Here is a 19,334-nt window from a genome sequence, read left to right as displayed (position 1 = left end):
ATGACCAAGCATCCACAACCGGTTCCCTTTTCAAGAACAAGGACATACTGGCCGGTAGAGGCACCAACTCCCGTACAGTGAGGCCCATTTCACCGCCACTGCCCGTTCCCCGACTACACGACAAACCCAGCCGCACTCCCGAGCCTCGTTCAAGGCACTACGGGTTATATCCACCCCCTCGCCCTTCCGCTCCCGTCCCCCTCCACCGCACACGAAGCGCGGCAGACCGACTTCTCTCTTCCTTCCGGACCGGCCGGGCCATCCGTGGCCTCTGGGGCGTTATAGGCACAGACGCGCCGTCCGTCGGCCTCCGTGTGTGCACCCTCGGGTCCCGGCTCACACGGTCAACGCAGAAGGGGCACCTCCCTGACTGGAGGCACCCCATCTGACCTGCAACTACTCGGACTCGCTGCGGTGGGTGTGGGATTTGAACCCACGGTGACATCGCTGCCACGACGGTTTTCAAGAGCGCTCCGCTTGCAGTGCCTACCTGAGGTCTGACCTGCGCTTTTACCTGCCCAGTCCCATCGACGTTGAGCGCTGGCCCACACATGGCCCATGGCGAGGCAATAGACGTCCGCCTCTACTGTCACAACTGCCATTGGGTGCAGGCGAGATGGGAGCGTGCCCGCAGGCCTGCAGAAGCATCAGGGAAGTGGCGCCAAGTCACCTGCGCCGGGCAGGTAGATCCCCAACTTGACCTCGTTTGAAGGCTCTTGTCGTCTCCAGCAGGGTTGTCAGTGGTGGGCCTTAGCATCGTCTCTATGAAGCTCGGAGACTTCCTGTACCAAGTCGGCACTACCTTCGGAGTCGGTGACGACAAGAGCCTCGGCAGCCCCGTGGCCCGCCTGATGCGGGCCGCTCCCGCAGAGATCGGCCCCTTGGTGCCAGGCGGGTATCTGGTCGTGGGAAGCCCCGGTAAGGGCCAGTTGGCTCTCTGCCCCTGGGTTTCGGTCTTCGACCCTGATGAGACAACGACAGCGACGCGTGGGATGTACCTCGTCTACCTGCTCGCTGAGGACCGGAAGACGTTCGCCCTCAGCCTGAACCAAGGTGTCACAGAGATCACCAAGGCGCTCGGGGCGCAAGAAGCGCGCAAGAGGCTCGCCGCGGAAGCCGCTGCCATCAGGGACGCCCTCCCCGCCGACACCAAAGCAGGACTGAGTCCCACGATTGATCTCGGTGGTCGATCAGGCCTGCCCCGCTCCTACGAAGCCGGCAACCTCTTGGCTATCACCTACGAGATTGCCGCGCTGCCGGACGAACTGACCCTGCGGGCTGACCTGAGCCGCATGATCAGCCTCTATCAGGAGGCGTTGGCCGTTCGGGAAGAGGTGCGCCAGACCACGCGGGACACCATCGTCACAGTGATCGAGCAGCCGCCGGCAACGACAACTGAGCTGTTGCTGCACTTCGCACCGAAGGACGATGGCGAGTATCTGCAGACGGTCAAAGCGCGAAAGCTACGCAAGAGCCGTAGCCACGAGACGCTCGTAGCCCGCTACGGCCAACACCTGCGCGCCCAGAACATTGAGGTAGGTACCAACGTCCACCCCCGGGACCTGGTGGTGGTGAAGAACGGCACACACTGGCTCACCGAAGCCAAATTCATCAGACGCGGCAACGCCACCAGCGCAGTACGTGAAGCCCTGGGACAACTGGCTACCTACGCGTTCTGCCTGTACCCGCTCGACGCACAGCCTCACAAGCTGGCGCTGTTTTCCGAGCCAATCGGCGACGTCTACACGCGACTCTTGGAGCACCACCACATCGCGGCGGTCTGGCCCACGGACGAGGGTTGGGCCGGGTCTCCGACTGCGACAGCGGCCGGACTCACCTGACTGCGGACCTGCTCTCTGAGTAGCGCATGCCGCCGGGAGTCGCCAGGCACCCTCTGATCCGTAGGCAGGTGCGGCGCTGCTACGGATCACTCAAGCTCAATGACCGAGCCGCGCAGACCTGCCAGCGGGGTAAGAGGCCCGGAGCGTTCGCCCTGCGTCGTTGTGCGCCCATGTTGATGTCAAGAATTGATGTCAACGGCCCCCTCCTGGCCGGGCCGAGGCGGCGACGACTCCGGCTGGCTCGGAGCTGCAATGTGTAGAAGCTGGAGACCATACATTGCGGCGTGGAACGCGGCTCCGATCTCGCGTGCCCTCTCTTCGGTCTCGATCGGCCACATGGAGATGTAGTCAGCTCCGATGTTGGCCTGCTCCACGGTGCCGTCCAGGACGAGCGCTTCAGCCGCTGATTGCAGGACGGCCATCGCCTGATCCGATACATAGGGCTTGCGGTTGGCCATGACGTCAAGCTGCACCTTCCAGCGCTGCCCATGGCGAGCAATGCATACAAAGATCGCGTCGTTGGCCTTGGCTGTTTTGTAGGCAGCACGGTGGGCTTCCGGCTCGGTGCAGTCGGGGATGAGCGCGGCTTGGAGAGGCGTTCCGGGCTTCGACATGACGACATCGTCGCAGCGCTCGCGCCGTTGATCAGGCGAATGCCGCGACTGTCACCAACATCCAGGATCGATCCTGGCCCCCAGCACTAGCAGAGACGGGGTACTGGTGGGCAGGTCGGCAAGACGATAGGTTCAGCCTCAGATTAGATCACATGTTCGGTTTAGTTGAACGCGCCACCGCGGGCGATTGGTTCATTTTTACGCACCACTTACTTGAATGAGGTAGAGTCATGCGGCATGAGCGAACAGCAGGATGCACTTGAGGACCTTGAGTCCAGTGGTGTTCTCGCGACCCTCACATGGGCTAGTGCGTCGGCCTACCGACGCACTATGGAGGACTACGACCCCGACACGGGTCATGACCAGGGCTGGGTCGGATCTACCGCCCACAAGCTCTTCGTTGACCGGCTGCATCGAGCCTTCTCCACGGGCAAGCACGGCGTGGACTCACCCGAGTCCGCCTCAGCCGGCCTGGACCTCGTGGCCGCCGGACTGGCCCCGGGCGAGCACCGGAAGATGCCCCTCATCACCCCAGGCACAGTCGTCCGGTCCGACCTCAATCAGTCGCCAGGGTGGCGGTACAGGGATTGGCGTTTCCTGCTCACGTCGTTCGTGTTCGGGGAGAGCAATCGCATCCCGTGGCCTCAGAAGAGCCCCACCAAGCAGCGCGTTGCGGCTCAGGGGAAGCCGGCGGGGTGGCTGGACCCTCACCCCACCCTTTGGGAGGACGAGGCCGAGTCGCTCGCCGCCACCATCCAGGCGCTGAGGGAAGAGAACGCGGAGCTCAACGCGACAACGCTCATCATCGCCCACAGTATTGAACGAGAACTGAACATCCGAGAACTTTACTTGGGGCGCTCTCGTTTGAATCGTGGGGGCGGAGATGCCTGGTACTGGAAGCATGATCTACTTGCAGCCGAACCAGGTACTCCCACTTCGGTACCGATTCCCACTTCACCCGACCCTCGTCCCGGATTGTCCGGCATTCAGGACGCACCCGTTCGCCTTCGCCGTCAGTCGTCGGAAGGGAGCGGAGAGCGTCGCCTGGCGTCGGGAGAGAACGACAAGTAATGAAACGAGTGGATAGTCATGGATTCCTCACGCCGCACAGATGTGCAGGTTAGTGACGCCTCTCGCCTCTTCGACGGACGACGTTTGACGCTCGCGCGACAGCTGATCGGCCTAAGAAAGAACGCACTCGCAACGAAAATCGACAAAAGCGCTACCGCTATCGCAGCGTATGAAAACAACACGAAGCGCCCAGCGCCCGCCACGGTTGCTCAACTATGCCTGACGCTTGGAGTGGATCCAGGTTTCTTCCTCCCTGGCCCTCACCAATCTACAGCTAGCGACTCCGTACCCCACTTTCGCTCGTTGCGTTCGACAACGCAGTTGGCGCGAGACCAAGCTTTCGCGTACGGAGTGATCTCTGGAGATGTGGGTGCCGCTCTCGAACGGCACGTCGAGTTCCCGGAACCCAATCTGCCGCGTCTAAGCGTCGACGTGGAAGACGAGTCGAGCACGCTCCCTGAGGAGGCGGCTCGTCTTCTTCGCAAGCACTGGGACATCGGCTCAGGGCCGGTTGGCCACCTCGTGCGCCTAGCGGAAAACCATGGCGTCGTAGTGGTGTTCAGCCCCGCGCAAACTGCCGCAGTTGACGCCTACTCCTTTGACGACGGCTATAGGCCGACGGTGGTATTGAATCCAGCCAAGGAGGATTATTACCGCCAGCGCTTCGACGTTGCCCATGAAATTGGACACCTCGTGATGCACGTGGATGCCGAACCAGGGAGCAAGGTAGTTGAGAACCAGGCTCACCGATTCGCGGCTGAACTTCTCCTTCCGGAGGATGAGTTGCGCGACCTTTTGCCCAGCAAGGCAGACTGGAGAATCCTCGCGACACTGAAGGAGACTTACAGGGTAAGCCTTCAGGCTCTCCTGTATCGCTCCAGGGCTCTTGGCGCAATGAGTGACGTGTCGTATCGCAACGCAGTCGCCTACTTGTCATCGAAGGGATGGCGCCGCCGAGAACCAGGAGAGATGCCCGCCGTGGAGCAACCGTCGCTCTATCCCAAGGCGGTTGAAATTCTGTCGAGCGTAGGGATGGACGAACTCTCATTGGCCAAAGAATCCCGGGTAACTCCGGGAATCTTTCGAACAGTGACAGCAAGGTCCCCCGTACGTGAAGATCTATTTCTTGAACCTCAAGAAGTGGATAGCCAAGACGGCGTGATCCCCCTATTTGGAAGCAAGATTTATAAGCCCGGGACCTAATTCTCGGGCTTGATCAACTCCAATCAGGCCCTGTCAGGAAGAGCGGGTGCTCCCGACCTCGGCAGTCTGCGGCGCCGCGGACGCCGTCGGGTAGGGAGCCCGTCCCACAGCGAGCAGATGCGAGCTGGCGGCTAGTAGCTCTGGGTACGGCTCGGCCATGCGTGCTGCCTCCATGGCAGACGCAATAAGATCGTCCGTCGGCCCTTCGCCCGGCTGTTGCTCGGCTGCCTTCACGAGTGACCAGGCAGGACCTTCGATCCCGAAGACCTGCACGTCCTCCAGACCGGAGGCAGTCAACTCTGCCACCAGCTCTTCAGCGCGGTGGAAGTACGACAGAGTGAACCCGCGTACCCCGTCGTAGACGGCCGTCTCAAGGATCTCGGAAACCGAATCCCGAATCCGCTCGGTGTGCAGGTGGGCGTACGTGACGTGCTCGAAGAGCGACGCGTACCGGTTGATCGCTGCCGCAGCCACCAACCCACCCGGCTTCACCACTCGGTTGGCTTCCGCCAACGCCCTAGTCCGGTCCTCGGGATCGGGCAGGTGGTACAGAGGCCCAAGAAGCTGCACTACGTCGAAACTGTCGTCCGGCTCATGCAGATCACGAGCGTCCCCCACGATCGCCGAGCACACGGCCGAGGCGGTCTCAACATGCAGCGGCACCGGATCCACAAGCCTGACTTCGTAGCCGTCCTTAACGAGCCATTCAGCGTGAATCCCAGTCGCCCCTCCCACGTCGAGTACACGCGCCGGCGCGGGGGGCAAGAAGCGTCGGAGGAGCTCTTGCGTCCTGACCAGCTCCATGCGCCCGTCTGCCGAGGTGCGCAGACGACTGTCCTCGTTCACTGTCTCGCCGTAGAACCGCATCACGGAGGGAGCCAATTCGAGATTCGACATGCCCGCAGTATCGTGTGTACCGGTGGACCAGTCCAGCGTGCGGAAGAGGAAGAACCATGGCTGTTCTGAAGTATGAGGAGATCGCCGAGTCTCTGCGCGCCCGCATCGCCGCTGGTGAGTTCGCCCCAGGGGCGACGATCCCATCCGGTCGGGACCTGGCCGAGCAGTGGGACGTGTCACGGGCGACTGCTATCAAGGCCGTGGACGTGCTGCGCAACGACGGCGTGGTCGTCGCCAAGCAGGGCACCGGTTTCGTCGTCACTGAGACACCTGTGGCGCGTCCTGCCGGCGCTCGCCGTGCCGGGTCAGCGCGCATCTTGGGGGGAATGCCGTTCCTGCGCGTCGGTACGCCCGACTGGGCAGAGCCTCCCGCCCGCGTAGCTGCCGCGCTCGGACTCCCTCCCGGAGTGTCGACACTGCGACGCATCCGCATCCTTCAGCGCCCGGACGGAACCCCTAATAGCTGCGTAGAGGCGTGGTTCCCACCGGAAATCGCAGAGGCAGGACCACGGCTTGCCGATACCGCCCCCATCGCCGAAGGCACGACACGCTATGTCCGTCGGCAGACCGGACGGTTCCCGGTTGAGGGAGTGGACGTCACTACAGTGCGGCTCGCTACGGACGTGGAGGCGGACCGCCTGGGCGTGCCGGTAGCTACTCCGGTCGCCGTACTCCTACACACGGCCCATGACCAGCAAGGGCGGCCACTGGTCTGCGAGGAAGGGGTCACCCCCTCCTCCTTTTTCGAGCAGGTGGACACCTACGCGATGTAGGCAGGCTGCCCAATTGAGCTGGACCGGTCCTCCGGTCCAGCTTTTTTTGTGACTCACTACGTCGCCTGACCTGCCGCTTTTCGCGCCATGGCCTTCTGGATCAAAATTCACACCTTGACTGGACCGGTCCACCGGTCCACTCTCTTGGTGTGGCCATCGCCCAACCCGGAACTTTCGGAGTCGGGCGATCAGGTCATGCCGATAACTCCACAGCGTGATCCACCGCGTTCCGACGGCCGTGACTTCACGGGCCGGGGCGAGTGGAGACCAGTCGAGTCCTCCTGAGGGAGGGGCGACTCAAAAGAACGGATCTGCCCCGAAGGCGGGCACGCCGCGCGATGAGACCGAGAAGGCGATTCCTCGGGAGAGCGGGACAGAGGCGCAGATCCATATCGCGTACGACGGGCTGTCACCTCTCGCACAAGGTGGCCGGCGCGGCTCAGGTCCGCGCATCACGTTCTACCGCCCCGATGGTCGCAAGGCCGGGTTCGACTCCCGGCCGAGGCGCTCCACCCGTGAACGGCGCGGCTCCGGTGCTCGAACACCGGAGCCGCCTCGGGCCGTTCCCACCACTTACGAGGAGTTCGACCCATGAGGATCATCGTTGCTGGTCATACGGCCGTTACGGCCGATGAGTTCGTTGAGCTTGCCCTGGGCACGCCGCTGGATCTGTGGCTGGGTGTCGAGGGTGAGAGCGAGATGGAGCGCGCGGCCCGTGAGGATGCGGCACGCGACATCCTCGCGGACGACCCCGCCCTGGTGGACCGTGCGAGCACGGCCGCCGCGGAGACGATCGAGGCGCTGGCGCCGGACCTGTTCAACGTCGTCACCCTGCCGCGCACGGCCCGCCGGGTGCGTGCGGGGAAGAGGGCCGCAGCATGAACGAGAACGACTCGATGACGTTCGACGCGCTGGCCGCGCCGCTGCGTGTGCTGCGGTTGTTGCACGCGGACTTCGGTCACCTGCCCACCCCCAGTGTCGACCTGTCCGGCATCTACCCCGACCGGCTCACGCTGCGCCTGCACGAGGGTCTGGGCGACTTCGAAACGTGGCGTGAGGCGCTGGCCATCCCGCCGGAGAGCGTCACGCACAGCGTCCACAGCGGCGGTCACACGCGGTCGCTCACGGCGTCGATCGCCTACGGCGGCGCGGACGTGTACCTGCACGGCTACAGCGACGCATCCGGTCCGGACGGGGGTGCGCTCGCATGAACCGCGCTGGCAAGACGCTGCTCGTGCTCGCTCTGGTCGTGGTCGTCGGTATGGCGTTCCGGGTGTCGTGGAACGCGCTGCGTGACGTGGCCCGTGCGATCGGCGCCGACCCGACCGCGTCGCTGCTCTACCCGTTCGTGGTCGACGGCCTGATGGCGCTCGCGCTGATCGCGACCCTGGTCCTGACCGGACGGGACAAGACCGTCGCTCTGTGGATCCTCGGCGGCTACACCGTGGCGTCGCTGCTCCTGAACTACGTCCACGGGCTCGTCCCCGCACTGCACACACCTGAGACCGGCTCCCTGGTCCGGCTCGCCGACTGGGACGCCGCCCACTACGCCCTGGTCCTCATCGCCACGTCACTGCCGGTCGGTGCGATCTTCTTCGGCTCCGACCTGGTCGCCAAGGTGCTTCACCACCGTCCGGCACCCGTGAGCGAACCGGCGAACGAGCGGCGTGCGGACGAGTCCGCACACCGTCCGCACACCCCCGCCCCTGCTCCTCAAGTGGGCGCGGTCGGTTCACCTCCCCGTACGGAGCTGCCTGCGGTGCCGACCGTATCCGCCCTGATGGAGAAGGGTGCGGAGGGTGTGCGGGTTGAGGATCCGCACGGCCCGCACGCTGTCCGCACACCGGAACCAGATGCGGAGAAAGAGGCCGCGCGGCAGGCCCAGTTCGAGGAAGCGGAGCTGGAGCGGACGCGGCAGGACGCACGCCGTACGTACGGCGAATCCGCACAGGCGGGCCGCCCGCTCAGTGCCCGCGCGCTGGGTGAGGCGTACGGCATGAGCGAGTCGTGGGCGCGCAAGCAGATCCTTGCCGTACGCGAGACCAGCGACCCGGACAAGCCGCACCTGATGGCCGTCGGCGGTGAGTGCTAGATGTCGTACGCGTTCGGCAAGTGCTACGACCCCAACGGCGCCCGCCACGGCATACCGACCTTCCCGTGGAAGTTCGCCCCGGACGGATACGCCACCCGCCGGCAGTTACGGGCCCGCGGGCTTCGCCCCGGCGGCCAGCCGGTCGCCGCGCAGTTGATGCGCCGCTCACGCCGCCGCAAGGCCGGCGTCGCGATCGCCTACCTCTACCGCATCGACGCGGCGAAGCCCGTACGCCCGATGACACCGGGCCGCGCGTCCGCGCTGGCCAAGGCGATGCTCGCCCGCCGCACCTGCCCCAACTGCCGCACCGACGCCGGGTACTGCATCCCGCCGTCGCTCGGCATGTGCGTCCCGTGCGCCTACCCCGATGAGCAGCGCGCCGCCTGACCGCCTCGACAAGCCAGGAGATTCCTCGTGACCAGCCAGCCGAACGTCCAGTCGCAGGGCAGCCATTTCTACGTCCTGACGGTGGAGAAGCAGGGCCTTGCTTCGGCCACGTGCAGCGGGAGTTACACCCCGCCGCCCGGGGCGACCCGCCTGGACGCCTTCAACGCCCTCTACCAGGAGCTGACCAGCTCCGCCCCGACTCTGCACCGGGCGAACGTCGTCTTCTTCTCCCTCGAACCCAACCAGATCTGACCCGCACCACAGCAATCGCCCCGATGGTCGCAGGGCCGGTTCGACTCCGGCTCGGGGCACGCACTGCTCAAACAAGGCCCGGCCGCTCACCTCTCACAGCACGCGGCCGGACCCCTGACTCCCCGAAGAGGAGTGACATCAGAATGACCGATACCAGTACGGAAGCGGTAGCAGCCCCTGCGGCTGCACCCCCGCCCACCAGCGATAACACCCCCGAAACTGCCCCCACCCCGACGCCTGCCGGTTCGCAGGACCAGCACACCCCGGGCGGCTGGCCCGTGCTGCCCCTGGCGATGACCGGCGCCAACTCCACCGCGGGCCTGGTCGCGACGGCCGCGCTGGCCGGTGGTCCGGTCGCCGCCGCGGTCGCCGCGACCGGCGCCGCGGTCCTCGGCACCGTCGCCGCCACTCGCGCCACCCGCAAGACCCGCGCCGCGCGCAAGCGCGCACCGGTACGGAGCAATGCCGGTTCGGCGGCATCCCGCAGCTCCGGGCGCTCCGCTGGTGCGGGCGTCGGTGGCCGCAAGGGGCTGAAGCCCACGGGTTCGGCCTCCCGTTCGGCCGGTGCCGGGGTCAAGTCCCGTACGGGCAAGGGGCGGCACACCGCCCCGGCGGGCGGGAGCTCCGGTGGGCGTTCGTCGCTCCCCTCGCCCCGCAGCGCGTCGGGCCGCTCAGCGGCGGGCCGGTTGAAGCAGGTCAAGGCGCTGCGTCAGGCGAGCAAGCAGCAGGCGCCGACGCGTGCAACTGCCCGTACGCAGGGCACCGACGCGCGCCGGAAGGTGGCGGATGCCCGCCGGGCGGCCAAAGCGGCGGCTCGTACGGCGCGTTCGGCGTCGAAGGGCGGCATCGGTCGCGCCGTGTCGAAGGGCATGGGGCAGGTCGGGCGGATGCGGGATGCGGCGGTCGGCAAGGTCCGTGCGGCGCGTGACCGGCGCGCTCAGCAGAAGGTCGACGGCAGGCGTGACGCGCTGCGCAAGGCGAAAGCGCGTCGTCGGGCGCGTTCGGCGTTGCGTCGTTCCGCGGTGCGGATGCATGGCCGGCGGCTGCTCGCCGCGGTGTTCGCGGCGCCGTTGGGTGTGCTCGGCATGCTCACCACCCCGTTGGGTCGCAGGCTCGGGTGGCGCTGGCTGATGTACCCCGGTCGCCGCTTCTACCGGCGCCTCGTCGGTGCCGCCCGGCTGGACCGCGATGTGCGTGACGAGGTGATCCGTGCCGCGCTGGCGGAGGAGGAGGCCGCGCTGGATGACGCGGCCGAGAAGGACGACGACGTGATCGGGGACAGCGTTCAGCGTCCCGCACAGTTCATCCCCGGCATCCCCGTTCCGCAGTTGGAGGTCACTCACGTGTCTGGATTCCGCTTCGAAGAGGCCGCGGCCGAGATGGAGACCGCGGCGCGTACGTACGACCCGGACGGGGGGATGGAGATCCTGGCCATGGTCGAGAACCTGCCCGAGGCCCTGACCTTCGTGGCCAGCACCTTCCAGATCCTGGCGGAGCGCTCGGACTCCGAGTTCCCGCTGGAGAAGGACGTCGCGGTCGGCTTCGACGACATCTTCCGGGCCCTGATGAACGCCGTGTCGGCTGCCGAGGACCTGGGCCCGCTGTTCCGGCAGGCGCACGAGCAGGACATCGCCCGCCACGAGGACCCCCGCAACGGACCCGAGGCCGAGAAGGGTTGGAACGTCTGATGACCACCAACACCACGACCACCAGCGCGAAGAAGACCCTGAAGAAGCAGGATGCCGGCACGGGGCCGGTGTGGGACTGGGCTGCCGGTCACGGACCGGTGACCGGTGCCCTGTCCGCGACGACCGGGGCGTTCGCTGTCGCCACCACCGGCGCGGCCACCGGAATGCCCGCGGGTTGGGCGCTCACGGCCGGTGTCGCCGGGGCTCTCGGCCACACGATCGCCGGGCTGAGGGTGCGGAACGCCGGGCGCACGATCGCCACCCGCGCCGCATCTTGGCTGGTGGGCGCCGGGTGGACGACGTGGGCGATGACCACCGGCCCCCTCACCTGGACCGCCCTCGGATCCCTGGCCACGATTGGGATCGGCATGGGCGCCGCCGCCCGCACCGCCAGCCTCTACGAAGAGGCGCGCGAAGAGGAAGCGCTCGCCGCGGCGGCACGCCAGGTCGCCGCCGAACTCTCGGCGGACCGGCGGGCGATCGCGGCGGAATGGGTCGACCGCATTCAGCGGGTGTGCGGGATCACCCTGCGCGTGCTCGCGGTGGAGATGTGGGCGACGGGGACCGGGTTCACAATCGACGCCGAACTCCCCGCCGGCGGGACGACGTACGACCGGATCGCGAAGGAGTCCGCCAAGCTCAGCGCGGACGCCAGCCTGCCGCACGGCTGCACCGCCACCGCCGGACCCGGCATCCACCAGGGCCGCGTCCTGATCGACGTCACCACCGCCGACGTCCTGTCCGCGGAACTCACCTACCCCACCGACTACGGGCCGCTGTCCATCTACACCGGCCTGCCGTGGGGCTACCGCACCAACGCCGAAGAGATCTGCGCCTACCTGCGCGAGCAGTGCGCCCTGGTCGTCGGGCCGACCGGGTCGGGCAAGACGAACATGGTCCACGTCATCCTCGCCAGCTTCGCCCGCGCCACGGACATCCTGACGTGGGTGATCGACCTCAACGCCGGTTCGGCCGGCCTGCCGTGGGTGCGTCCCGCTCTCGACTCCAGCGGGCAAACCGCGGGCGGGATGCGACCGGGTGTGGACTGGCTCGCTGGCACCCACGACGAAGCGGTCCTGATGCTGGACGCGGCGGTGAAGGTGGCAAAGCACCGCAAGATGGCCTACCAGGACCTCCTCTCCCAGGCCAACACCGACCTCCTGCCGGTGAGCGCGAGCATTCCCCAGATCATGCTCGTGATCGATGAGGGTGCTGAGATCCTGGCGAGCAACGACAAGCGGCTGCGGAAGCTCGGGGAGAAGATCCTCGAAGTCATCCGCATCGCCCGCGCCATGGGCATCCGCACCGTGCTGACCGCCCTCGGTGCCACCGGCTCCGTCCTCGGCAACCTCATGATCCGACGCGAAGCGAAAGTGCGCGTCGCGCTCACCGGGGGCGAGACCGAGGGCATGGACCTGGCCAAGCAGTTCCCCGGATCCCGCGGGCTGCGCGTGGACCAGGCCCCGTACAAGGGCTCCGGGTTCATGGGCACCCCGGAGTCGCCCGCGGCGCTGTTCAAGAACTGGCGGATCCTGCCCAACCAGATCCGTGACATCGTCGCCGCCACCAGCGACCGCCACCCCGTACTCGACGCCACCTCGGCACAGGCCGCCGGACCCGCCTACGCCCGACGCTGGGACGCGGCTCGTACGGCGTGGATGCGCGACCACCTCACCACCCCCGCCGCGTCCGCCCCGGCGGCGACCGGGCCAGCCTCGACACCGGCCACCGGTGATGGGCTGAACCTGTCGGCCCTGCACGACACGAGCGGGAGCACGCCGGACGAAGAGGCAGCGGTACGGGCGTTCATGGAAGAAGTCGACGCCCACCTCGGCAACACCCCCGAACCGCCCCTCGCGGGAGAGCAGCCGGCCGCTTCGGGGCTGAACCTGTCCGCCCTGCGCGACGAAGACAGCACGGACAGCGGTCCGGCATGGCTCGCGCAAGCGGTCGACGCGATCGAGGCCGCGGGCGCCGCGGGCATGAAGCCCAAGGCCGTTGCGGATCTCGTCGGCAGGAGCCGGCAGGCGGTTCGCGACGGGCTCAAGGCCGCGGCCGAACGCGGGGAGCTGGTCTACCGGGACAACGGACCGCACTCCGTCTACGTCCACCCCGACCACGTCTGAGCGGCCACACAGCGCTACCGGCTAGTGGCTACCGCCAACTTGCCACTAGCCGGTAGAACGGCCCTCTATTGGCCACACAGGGGTGTTCAACAGGCCCTTTGTCACTAGCCAGTAGGCAGTAGCCACTAGTCACTACAACCACACACCGTCACCAACGGGCCCCGCCGGAACACGATCCGGCGGGGCCCTTCCGTACCCGGAAGGAGCACGTCATGAACGACCGCGAACCGCCGGGCACCCTCGCCCCACACATCCCCGCCGACCTCTACCACCACGCGCAGACCACCGGCCGGCCCATCGTCATCGTCACCAACACGCCCGCACAGGGTCGCCCGGCACGGGCCTACCTGATCCCGATCGTCGTCGCCACCGCCGGGGCGCTCGGGCTCATCGGCACCGTCGCCGCGGTCCTCGCGCTGCTCGACTACGCCGCCCACACCGCCGCCGCCATCGCGGGCGCCGCGGGGCCGATCGGCATCGGCGGAATCACGCTCAAGCTCACCCGCCCCAAGGGCAAATGACGCCGGGGCGACCGCACCCCCTCGGCAAAAGGATCCGCGGTCGCCCCGGTCTCTCCGGTCCTCAACAGACCTGTGGAGGTCTCCAGCATGACTCAACCTGTCCCGATCCGGCGACCCCGCCGGGAGCTCCCGCCTGCCGCTCCATCGGGCGGTATGCGGTTCTACCTGACCACGCACAAGAAGCACTGGCTTCGGGAGACGGCCGTGCCGTTGTTCCTGAAGTCCGAGCACCTGGCCACGGCCGTGAAGCCCCTGCAGGCGATCGGCCGGTACGCGGTCGACTCCGGCGGGTTCACCGAGCTTCAGCGCCACGGCCGGTGGACACGGACCCCGCGCCAGTACGTGGAGGACCTGCGCCGCATCTGGGAGCACGTCGGCCCCTACGACTGGGCCGCCGGACAGGACTGGATGTGTGAAGACCTCATCATCCACGGCGGCCAGGCTGGACCGCTCACGTTCGCCGGCACCCATCTGAGCATCGCCGAACACCAACGCCGCACCGTTCAGAACTTCCTCGAACTGCGCTCCCTCGCACCGGAGCTGAGGATCATCCCCACCCTCCAGGGGCAAACGATCGAGGACTACCACACGTGCGCCGACCTCTACGAGAGCTACGGCGTGAACCTGCGCAGTGAGCCCACCGTGGGCCTGGGGTCAGTGTGCCGGTTGCAGTCCACGAACAAGGGCGCCGCGATCGTCACCGCCATGGCCCAACGCGGCTACCGGCTCCACGGCTTCGGCTTCAAAACCCTCGGCCTGGCCAAGGTCGGCCACCTGCTGACCTCCGCCGACTCCATGGCCTGGAGCACCCACGCACGCCACCGCCCCCCGATGCCCGGCCACACGCACAAGAACTGCGCCAACTGCCAGCCCTACGCCCTGAAGTGGCGCACCCGCGTTCTGGCCGGACTGCCCGCACAGATGGGAGCTCCCGCATGAGCACCTCACTGTTGACCGCCGCTCTGGGCGCCGCCGATCGCGGCTGGCACGTGTTCCCGCTGCGCCCCGGTGACAAGCGGCCTGCCCTGCACGGTGCGGAGCGCTGCACCCGTACCGGGGACTGCGCGAGCGGCCATCTCAAGTGGGAGCAGCGCGCGAGCACCAGCCCCGGCCGTATCCGGTACTGCTGGGAGTTCTACCCCGCGAACATCGGTATCGCGACGGGCCCGTCCGGGCTGGTCGTGGTGGACCTCGACATGCCCAAAATCAAGAACAAGGCCACAGGCAGTGAGGGCACGCCTTGCGGCGTGACGACCTTTGCGGCGCTCTGCGAGCGCGCCGGGCAGCCCGTCCCGGCCACCTACCGCACCCGGACCGCGAGCGGCGGACAGCACCTCTACTTCACCGCCCCCGCCGGGGTCCGGCTCACCAACACCGCCGGGAAGCTCGGTCCGTTGATCGACACCCGCGCGTGGGGCGGCTACGTCGTCGGCGCGGGCAGTCACACCCCGGCCGGCCGGTACGAGGTCACCGACCATGCTCCCGTCGCCCCGCTGCCCGGATGGCTGCTGAGCCTGCTCCAACCGTCCGCGCCGGCACGGGTGGAGCGGTTCGCGCCGCTGGTCGTCAACGGCGACCGCGCGGCGCTGGCGGCCATGGACCGCGAGTGCGACAACGTCCGCAACGCCCCGGAGGGGGAGGGCAACAACACGCTCAACCGATGCGCCTTCAAAGTCGGGCGCTTCGTCGCGTGGGGCGAGATCGCCCGGCACGTGGTTGAGGAGGCCTTCCAATCGGCGGGGCAGGAGCGGGGACTCACCGCTGCCGAGTGCCGCGCCACGATCCGCAGCGCCCTCGACAACTCCATCCGCAAAGCCCGGCCCAGGGATGCGGCATGAACCACCGCCCAGATCCCCCATTGGAAGGCCACACCCCCACCACCAGCCCCCCGCCGGCCGCCGGACTGCGGCCGGTCCCCCCGGCCGTGGGCGCGCCGACGGGCGTCGCCGAAGGCGTCCCCACTGTTGTTCTCCCTGACCAGCAGATCGGGGACGGGCGGCACGCCACCGGGTGGCTGATGATCCGCGTGCCGCGCAAGGGAACGCCTACCGCCACCTCGTGGTGCGCGTGTGGCCGTGACCTGTTCGCCGCCGGGCACGCCAAGGTCCTGGCCCTGTCTGAGGACCACGCCGCACACCGCGACGCCTGCCCGCTCCGCACCACCACCAGTGAAGGGAGGGCCGCCGCATGAGCGTCCCCGCACCGAAGTCCAGCGCCCCGATCGATGGCGCCGCGCTGCTCGACCAGGTCGAGCGCTTTCACCGCCGGTTCAACGTCTTCCCGCGTGAAGCCGCCTACGTCGCGGTCGCGTTGTGGGACGCGCACGCACACCTGATCGACGCGTTCGACGGCACCGCCCGTATCGCGTTCCTCTCCCCGGAGCCGGGATCGGGCAAGTCCCGGGCGCTGGAGATCATCGAAACCCTTACCCCCCGTGCCGCGACCACCGTCAACGCCTCCGCGAACGCCCTGTTCCGGCTGGTTGAAGCGCCCGAGGGCACCCCGACGCTCCTCTTTGACGAGATCGACACCGTTTTCGGGCCCAAAGCCGGCGGGAACGAGGAGGTCCGCGGGTTCCTCAACTCCGGATACCGCCGCGGGGGCAAGTCGCTGCGCTGCGTCGGGGACGGCTCCAACCAGAACGCCGCCTGGTTCTCTTCGTTCTGCGCGGTCGCCATGGCCGGACTCGGCAGCCTCCCGGACACCATCCTGACCCGCTCGGTCATCATCCGCATGCGCAAACGCGCCCCCAACGAGAAGGTGGAGCCCTACCGTCGTCGCACACACGAGAAGCAGGGCAACGCCCTGCGTGATCAGCTCGCCAAGTGGGCCGACACCGTCCGCGAACAGGTCGCCGTCGCCTGGCCCGAGATGCCCGAAGGGGTCTCCGACCGCCCCGCGGACGTGTGGGAGCCGCTGCTGGCCGTCGCGGACGCGGCCGGCGGTGACTGGCCCAAGCGGGCCCGAGCCGCCTGCCTCGAACTCGTGCACGCCTCCAACGAGAACGACGAAGCATCCCTCGGTATCCGCCTGCTGACGGACCTGCGAGACACCGTGTTCTGCGGTGCGGACCGGATGCCCACCGCGGTCATCCTCGAATGCCTGCTGGGCATGGACGACGGACCGTGGGCCGATCTGGACGACAAGCCGCTGAACTCCCGCTCCCTGGCCAAACTGCTCGGGCAGTACATGACCGTGGGCAACAAGCTCATCAAGCCCCGCGGCATCCGCACACCGTCCGGCTTCCCCAAGGGCTACTACGCGGAAGACCTCACCGACGCCTGGACGCGGTACTGCCCCCCTCCCCCCGCAGAAGCCGCCACGTCCGCCACGTCCGCCACACCGCAGGTCAGCGAGGGTGAGTCCGTGGCGGATACCGCCACCAGCACCCGCCACATGTCCACGGAAACCGACACACCGCTGTTCCCCGTCGCCGGCTGACCAGCCCCGACACCAGGTGCCGCCACATCCCAGGGTGTGGCGGCACCTATCCGCCACACCACCGCCATCCGCCACAAACGCAAGGCCCTGACCTGCGATGTGGCGGCGTGGCGGACGTGGCGGACTCCCCAGAAGGGGACCACGACGACCGAAGCACTCAACTTCGCAAGGAGTCGAAGCCGTGGCACGTCAGCAGATGCTCAAACTCCCTGAGGTCCTTGAAGAGATCGGCATGAGCCGAGCCGCGTTCTACCGGATGCGTGCCCGCAACCAAGGCCCGCGCCTCATCAAACTCCCCAACGGGCAGCTTCGCGCGCGTCGTTCGGACCTGGACGCATGGCTGTCCGGGTGCGAAGAGATTGCCGCCTGATCCAGCCCCACACCGAGGGGGCCCGCCGTACGGCGGGCCCCCTCTCCCTTTGGAGAGCCATGCTCACGTACGACGTAGACATCTGGTCCATCAGGCAGCGCAAGGGCCGTCCGAAGCCGTTCGAGCTGCGGTGGCGCGTCGGCGAGCGCTCGCACTCGCGGAGTTTCAAGCTCAAGCCGCAGGCGGAAGGACGGCAGTCCGAGCTGCTGGCCGCGCTGCGCAACCGGGAGCAGTACGACGAGGAGACCGGGCTCCCTGCCTCGGAGTTCGCGGCGCTGACGACGCCCACCTGGTACGAGCACGCCACCGCGTACGTGCTGATGAAGTGGCCGAAGGCGGCGGCCAAGCACCGTGCGAGCATCGCAGAGACGTTCGCCACGATTACGCCAGCCTTCGTATCCAGTTCTCGTGGTGCCCCCGATGCTGCTGTCCTGCGCCGGGCGCTCTACGGATGGGCTTTCCGCGCGGCACAAGAGGGAGATGGCACGCTGCGTTTGCGTCATCAGGTCGAGGTGCCGCCGGCGGACATCGCGGCGGCCCTCGGCTGGATCTCTGCGAATACGGTCAAGATGACCGAGGTCGGGAAGTCGGAACGGCTCCGGAGTGCGTTGGACGCGCTGTCCAAGAAGCTCAACGGGATGCCGGCGGCGGACAATACGGTGAACCGTAAACGCATGGTTCTGAGCAACGCTCTGCGGTACGCGGTTGAGCGGGGAACCCTCGCCTCGAACCCGCTCGGTCGCGTCGACTGGACCGGCCCCGACAAGGACGACGAAGTCGACTTCCGATACGTCCCCAACCCGGACCAGGCCGCCGCCCTGATCGACGCCGTACGGCAGCTCAGCGCGCGCGGTGAGCACATGGCCGCGTTCTTCGGCTGCCTCTACTACGCGGCCATGCGGCCCTCGGAGATCGCGGCACTGAGGGCCGAGGACTGCAAACTGCCTGAGAAGGGCTGGGGTGAGTTGGTTCTTGCCGGGAGCCAGCCCGAGGTCGGCTCGGGGTGGACCAACGACGGGCAGTCGTTCGAGCATCGAGGACTCAAGCGGCGTGCCCGGACAGCCACTCGATCCGTGCCCATCCCACCCGTGCTCACCGCGATGCTCCGGGGCCACAAAGAGAGGTACGGGGTGGCGGACGACGGCAGGCTGTTCCGCGCCGCGAAGGGCGGGCGCGTTCGGTCCACGGAGTACTGCGAACTCTGGGACTCGGCTCGGCTCAAGGCCCTGTCGGCGAGAGAGGCCAAGACACCTCTCGCGGACGTGCCGTATTCACTCCGGCACGCCGGAGTGTCCCTGTGGATCAACTCCGGGGTGGACCCGATGGAAGTCGCGCAGCGTGCCGGCCACAGCCTCGCGGTCCTCTTCCGCTTCTACGCCAAGATCCTTAAGGGGCAACAGTCCCGCGCCAACGAACTCATTGAGCGGGGTCTGAGTGGTGGGTGAGTCCGCGATTCTGGCCCACACATGGCCCATACGTACTGGTCAACGGTGGGATACAGCCGACTCAGGGTGAGACAGGGTGAGCGCAGAGGGCGGGCCCCCGAGTCGGGGGCCCGCCCTCTGACCTGCATGTTCTCTGACCTGCTGCGGTGGGTGTGGGATTTGAACCCACGGTGACATCGCTGCCACGACGGTTTTCAAGACCGTTCCCTTAGGCCGCTCGGGCAACCCACCCACGCCCCGCCCGACCAGCGACGGAGCGGCTACAGCCTACCGGCTGTCTGATCGAGAGACGCAGCCCTGGCCACAGGTTGGCCACACGACGCCTGGCCAGCCAGCCACAGCGCCGACCTTACGGGGCGGCTCCACCTTCACGGCGCGCGGCTGGCAGCAGCAAATCCCGCTCGGGATGCCGCTCGCCCGAGACCTTTCCCCGCACCCCGAGGTCCACTTGAGCGGGCTCGTCCAGGGCCCAGCGATAACGGGGCCGGTCGGCGGTGGTGTGCGCGATGGCCTCGCACCATTAGCCGGTCTCACTAACGCTGGCCATCACCATGGCCGATTGCCAGGATCGTGAGAGATGAGTTCCGGGGTGACGGTAAGTCCCTGGCCGTTT

20 protein-coding genes, 1 tRNA gene and 1 pseudogene are annotated in these 19,334 nt (G+C 67.5%); 19 read left to right on the top strand and 3 right to left on the bottom strand.

Going from position 1 to position 19,334, the window contains the following annotated elements:
- The first annotated feature begins 764 nt into the window (after positions 1-764).
- Positions 765-1,841, top strand: coding sequence for an MrcB family domain-containing protein (locus ACIBBB_RS27255; protein WP_398986427.1), 1,077 nt, complete (start codon positions 765-767; stop codon positions 1,839-1,841).
- A gap of 179 nt (positions 1,842-2,020) precedes the next feature.
- Here ACIBBB_RS27255 and ACIBBB_RS27250 read toward each other — a convergent pair whose 3' ends face one another.
- Positions 2,021-2,455, bottom strand: a complete 435-nt coding sequence (locus ACIBBB_RS27250) for a hypothetical protein (protein WP_398986424.1) — start codon at positions 2,453-2,455, stop codon at positions 2,021-2,023.
- Between the two features lie 237 nt (positions 2,456-2,692).
- Between ACIBBB_RS27250 and ACIBBB_RS27245 the strand changes: the two genes are divergently transcribed.
- The 3 genes and pseudogenes from ACIBBB_RS27245 (at position 2,693) to ACIBBB_RS27235 (ending at position 4,729) form a co-directional block, all read left to right on the top strand.
- The gene (locus ACIBBB_RS27245) at positions 2,693-3,526 is read left to right on the top strand and encodes a hypothetical protein (protein ID WP_398986422.1); all 834 of its coding nucleotides are present in this window, start codon (positions 2,693-2,695) and stop codon (positions 3,524-3,526) included.
- 18 nt (positions 3,527-3,544) lie between these two features.
- A pseudogene (locus ACIBBB_RS27240) lies at positions 3,545-3,760 on the top strand (helix-turn-helix transcriptional regulator); the annotation flags it as partial.
- A gap of 117 nt (positions 3,761-3,877) precedes the next feature.
- On the top strand, positions 3,878-4,729 hold the full coding sequence (locus ACIBBB_RS27235; protein WP_398986464.1) for an ImmA/IrrE family metallo-endopeptidase: 852 nt from the start codon (positions 3,878-3,880) through the stop codon (positions 4,727-4,729).
- Between the two features lie 33 nt (positions 4,730-4,762).
- Here the strand turns inward: ACIBBB_RS27235 and ACIBBB_RS27230 are convergent, their stop codons facing one another.
- Positions 4,763-5,626: a class I SAM-dependent methyltransferase gene (locus tag ACIBBB_RS27230; protein ID WP_398986420.1), complete on the bottom strand. Its 864-nt coding sequence runs from the start codon at positions 5,624-5,626 to the stop codon at positions 4,763-4,765.
- 56 nt (positions 5,627-5,682) lie between these two features.
- Here ACIBBB_RS27230 and ACIBBB_RS27225 point away from each other — a divergent pair, with 56 nt between their 5' ends.
- The 15 genes from ACIBBB_RS27225 (at position 5,683) to ACIBBB_RS27155 (ending at position 18,721) form a co-directional block, all read left to right on the top strand.
- Complete coding sequence (locus ACIBBB_RS27225; protein ID WP_398986418.1) at positions 5,683-6,399, top strand: GntR family transcriptional regulator; 717 nt, start codon at positions 5,683-5,685, stop codon at positions 6,397-6,399.
- A gap of 591 nt (positions 6,400-6,990) precedes the next feature.
- Complete coding sequence (locus ACIBBB_RS27220; protein ID WP_398986416.1) at positions 6,991-7,281, top strand: hypothetical protein; 291 nt, start codon at positions 6,991-6,993, stop codon at positions 7,279-7,281.
- Positions 7,278-7,610, top strand: a complete 333-nt coding sequence (locus tag ACIBBB_RS27215) for a hypothetical protein (protein ID WP_398986415.1) — start codon at positions 7,278-7,280, stop codon at positions 7,608-7,610. The genes ACIBBB_RS27220 and ACIBBB_RS27215 overlap by 4 nt, the downstream gene beginning before the upstream one ends.
- Positions 7,607-8,491 (top strand): DUF2637 domain-containing protein, encoded by an 885-nt coding sequence (locus tag ACIBBB_RS27210; protein WP_398986413.1) that lies wholly within the window; start codon positions 7,607-7,609, stop codon positions 8,489-8,491. The genes ACIBBB_RS27215 and ACIBBB_RS27210 overlap by 4 nt, the downstream gene beginning before the upstream one ends.
- On the top strand, positions 8,492-8,878 hold the full coding sequence (locus ACIBBB_RS27205; protein ID WP_398986411.1) for an RRQRL motif-containing zinc-binding protein: 387 nt from the start codon (positions 8,492-8,494) through the stop codon (positions 8,876-8,878).
- A 27-nt stretch (positions 8,879-8,905) separates the two neighbouring features.
- Positions 8,906-9,130, top strand: a complete 225-nt coding sequence (locus tag ACIBBB_RS27200) for a hypothetical protein (protein ID WP_398986409.1) — start codon at positions 8,906-8,908, stop codon at positions 9,128-9,130.
- A 143-nt stretch (positions 9,131-9,273) separates the two neighbouring features.
- Entirely contained in the window at positions 9,274-10,818 is a 1,545-nt protein-coding gene (locus ACIBBB_RS27195; RefSeq protein ID WP_398986407.1) for a hypothetical protein, read from the top strand.
- The gene (locus tag ACIBBB_RS27190; protein ID WP_398986405.1) at positions 10,818-12,944 is read left to right on the top strand and encodes a hypothetical protein; all 2,127 of its coding nucleotides are present in this window, start codon (positions 10,818-10,820) and stop codon (positions 12,942-12,944) included. Before ACIBBB_RS27195 ends, ACIBBB_RS27190 begins: the two co-directional genes overlap by 1 nt.
- Before the next feature lie 212 nt (positions 12,945-13,156).
- On the top strand, positions 13,157-13,465 hold the full coding sequence (locus ACIBBB_RS27185; RefSeq protein ID WP_398986403.1) for a hypothetical protein: 309 nt from the start codon (positions 13,157-13,159) through the stop codon (positions 13,463-13,465).
- 153 nt (positions 13,466-13,618) lie between these two features.
- Complete coding sequence (locus tag ACIBBB_RS27180; RefSeq protein ID WP_398986401.1) at positions 13,619-14,404, top strand: hypothetical protein; 786 nt, start codon at positions 13,619-13,621, stop codon at positions 14,402-14,404.
- Positions 14,401-15,303: a bifunctional DNA primase/polymerase gene (locus ACIBBB_RS27175; RefSeq protein WP_398986399.1), complete on the top strand. Its 903-nt coding sequence runs from the start codon at positions 14,401-14,403 to the stop codon at positions 15,301-15,303. Before ACIBBB_RS27180 ends, ACIBBB_RS27175 begins: the two co-directional genes overlap by 4 nt.
- A complete protein-coding gene (locus tag ACIBBB_RS27170; RefSeq protein ID WP_398986397.1) occupies positions 15,300-15,656 on the top strand; it encodes a hypothetical protein in 357 nt (118 codons plus the stop codon). Before ACIBBB_RS27175 ends, ACIBBB_RS27170 begins: the two co-directional genes overlap by 4 nt.
- The gene (locus tag ACIBBB_RS27165) at positions 15,653-16,906 is read left to right on the top strand and encodes a DUF3631 domain-containing protein (RefSeq protein WP_398986395.1); all 1,254 of its coding nucleotides are present in this window, start codon (positions 15,653-15,655) and stop codon (positions 16,904-16,906) included. Before ACIBBB_RS27170 ends, ACIBBB_RS27165 begins: the two co-directional genes overlap by 4 nt.
- 181 nt (positions 16,907-17,087) lie before the next feature.
- The gene (locus ACIBBB_RS27160) at positions 17,088-17,276 is read left to right on the top strand and encodes a helix-turn-helix transcriptional regulator (RefSeq protein WP_398986393.1); all 189 of its coding nucleotides are present in this window, start codon (positions 17,088-17,090) and stop codon (positions 17,274-17,276) included.
- A 59-nt stretch (positions 17,277-17,335) separates the two neighbouring features.
- Positions 17,336-18,721, top strand: coding sequence for a tyrosine-type recombinase/integrase (locus tag ACIBBB_RS27155; protein WP_398986391.1), 1,386 nt, complete (start codon positions 17,336-17,338; stop codon positions 18,719-18,721).
- Between the two features lie 144 nt (positions 18,722-18,865).
- Here ACIBBB_RS27155 and ACIBBB_RS27150 read toward each other — a convergent pair.
- A tRNA-Ser gene (locus ACIBBB_RS27150) sits at positions 18,866-18,952 on the bottom strand.
- Positions 18,953-19,334: the final 382 nt, after the last annotated feature.

The organism is Streptomyces sp. NPDC051217, from assembly GCF_044455465.1.
GTDB lineage: Bacteria > Actinomycetota > Actinomycetes > Streptomycetales > Streptomycetaceae > Streptomyces.
Note: the sequence above shows the minus strand (reverse complement) of the source record. Positions and strands in the feature narration are given on the sequence as shown.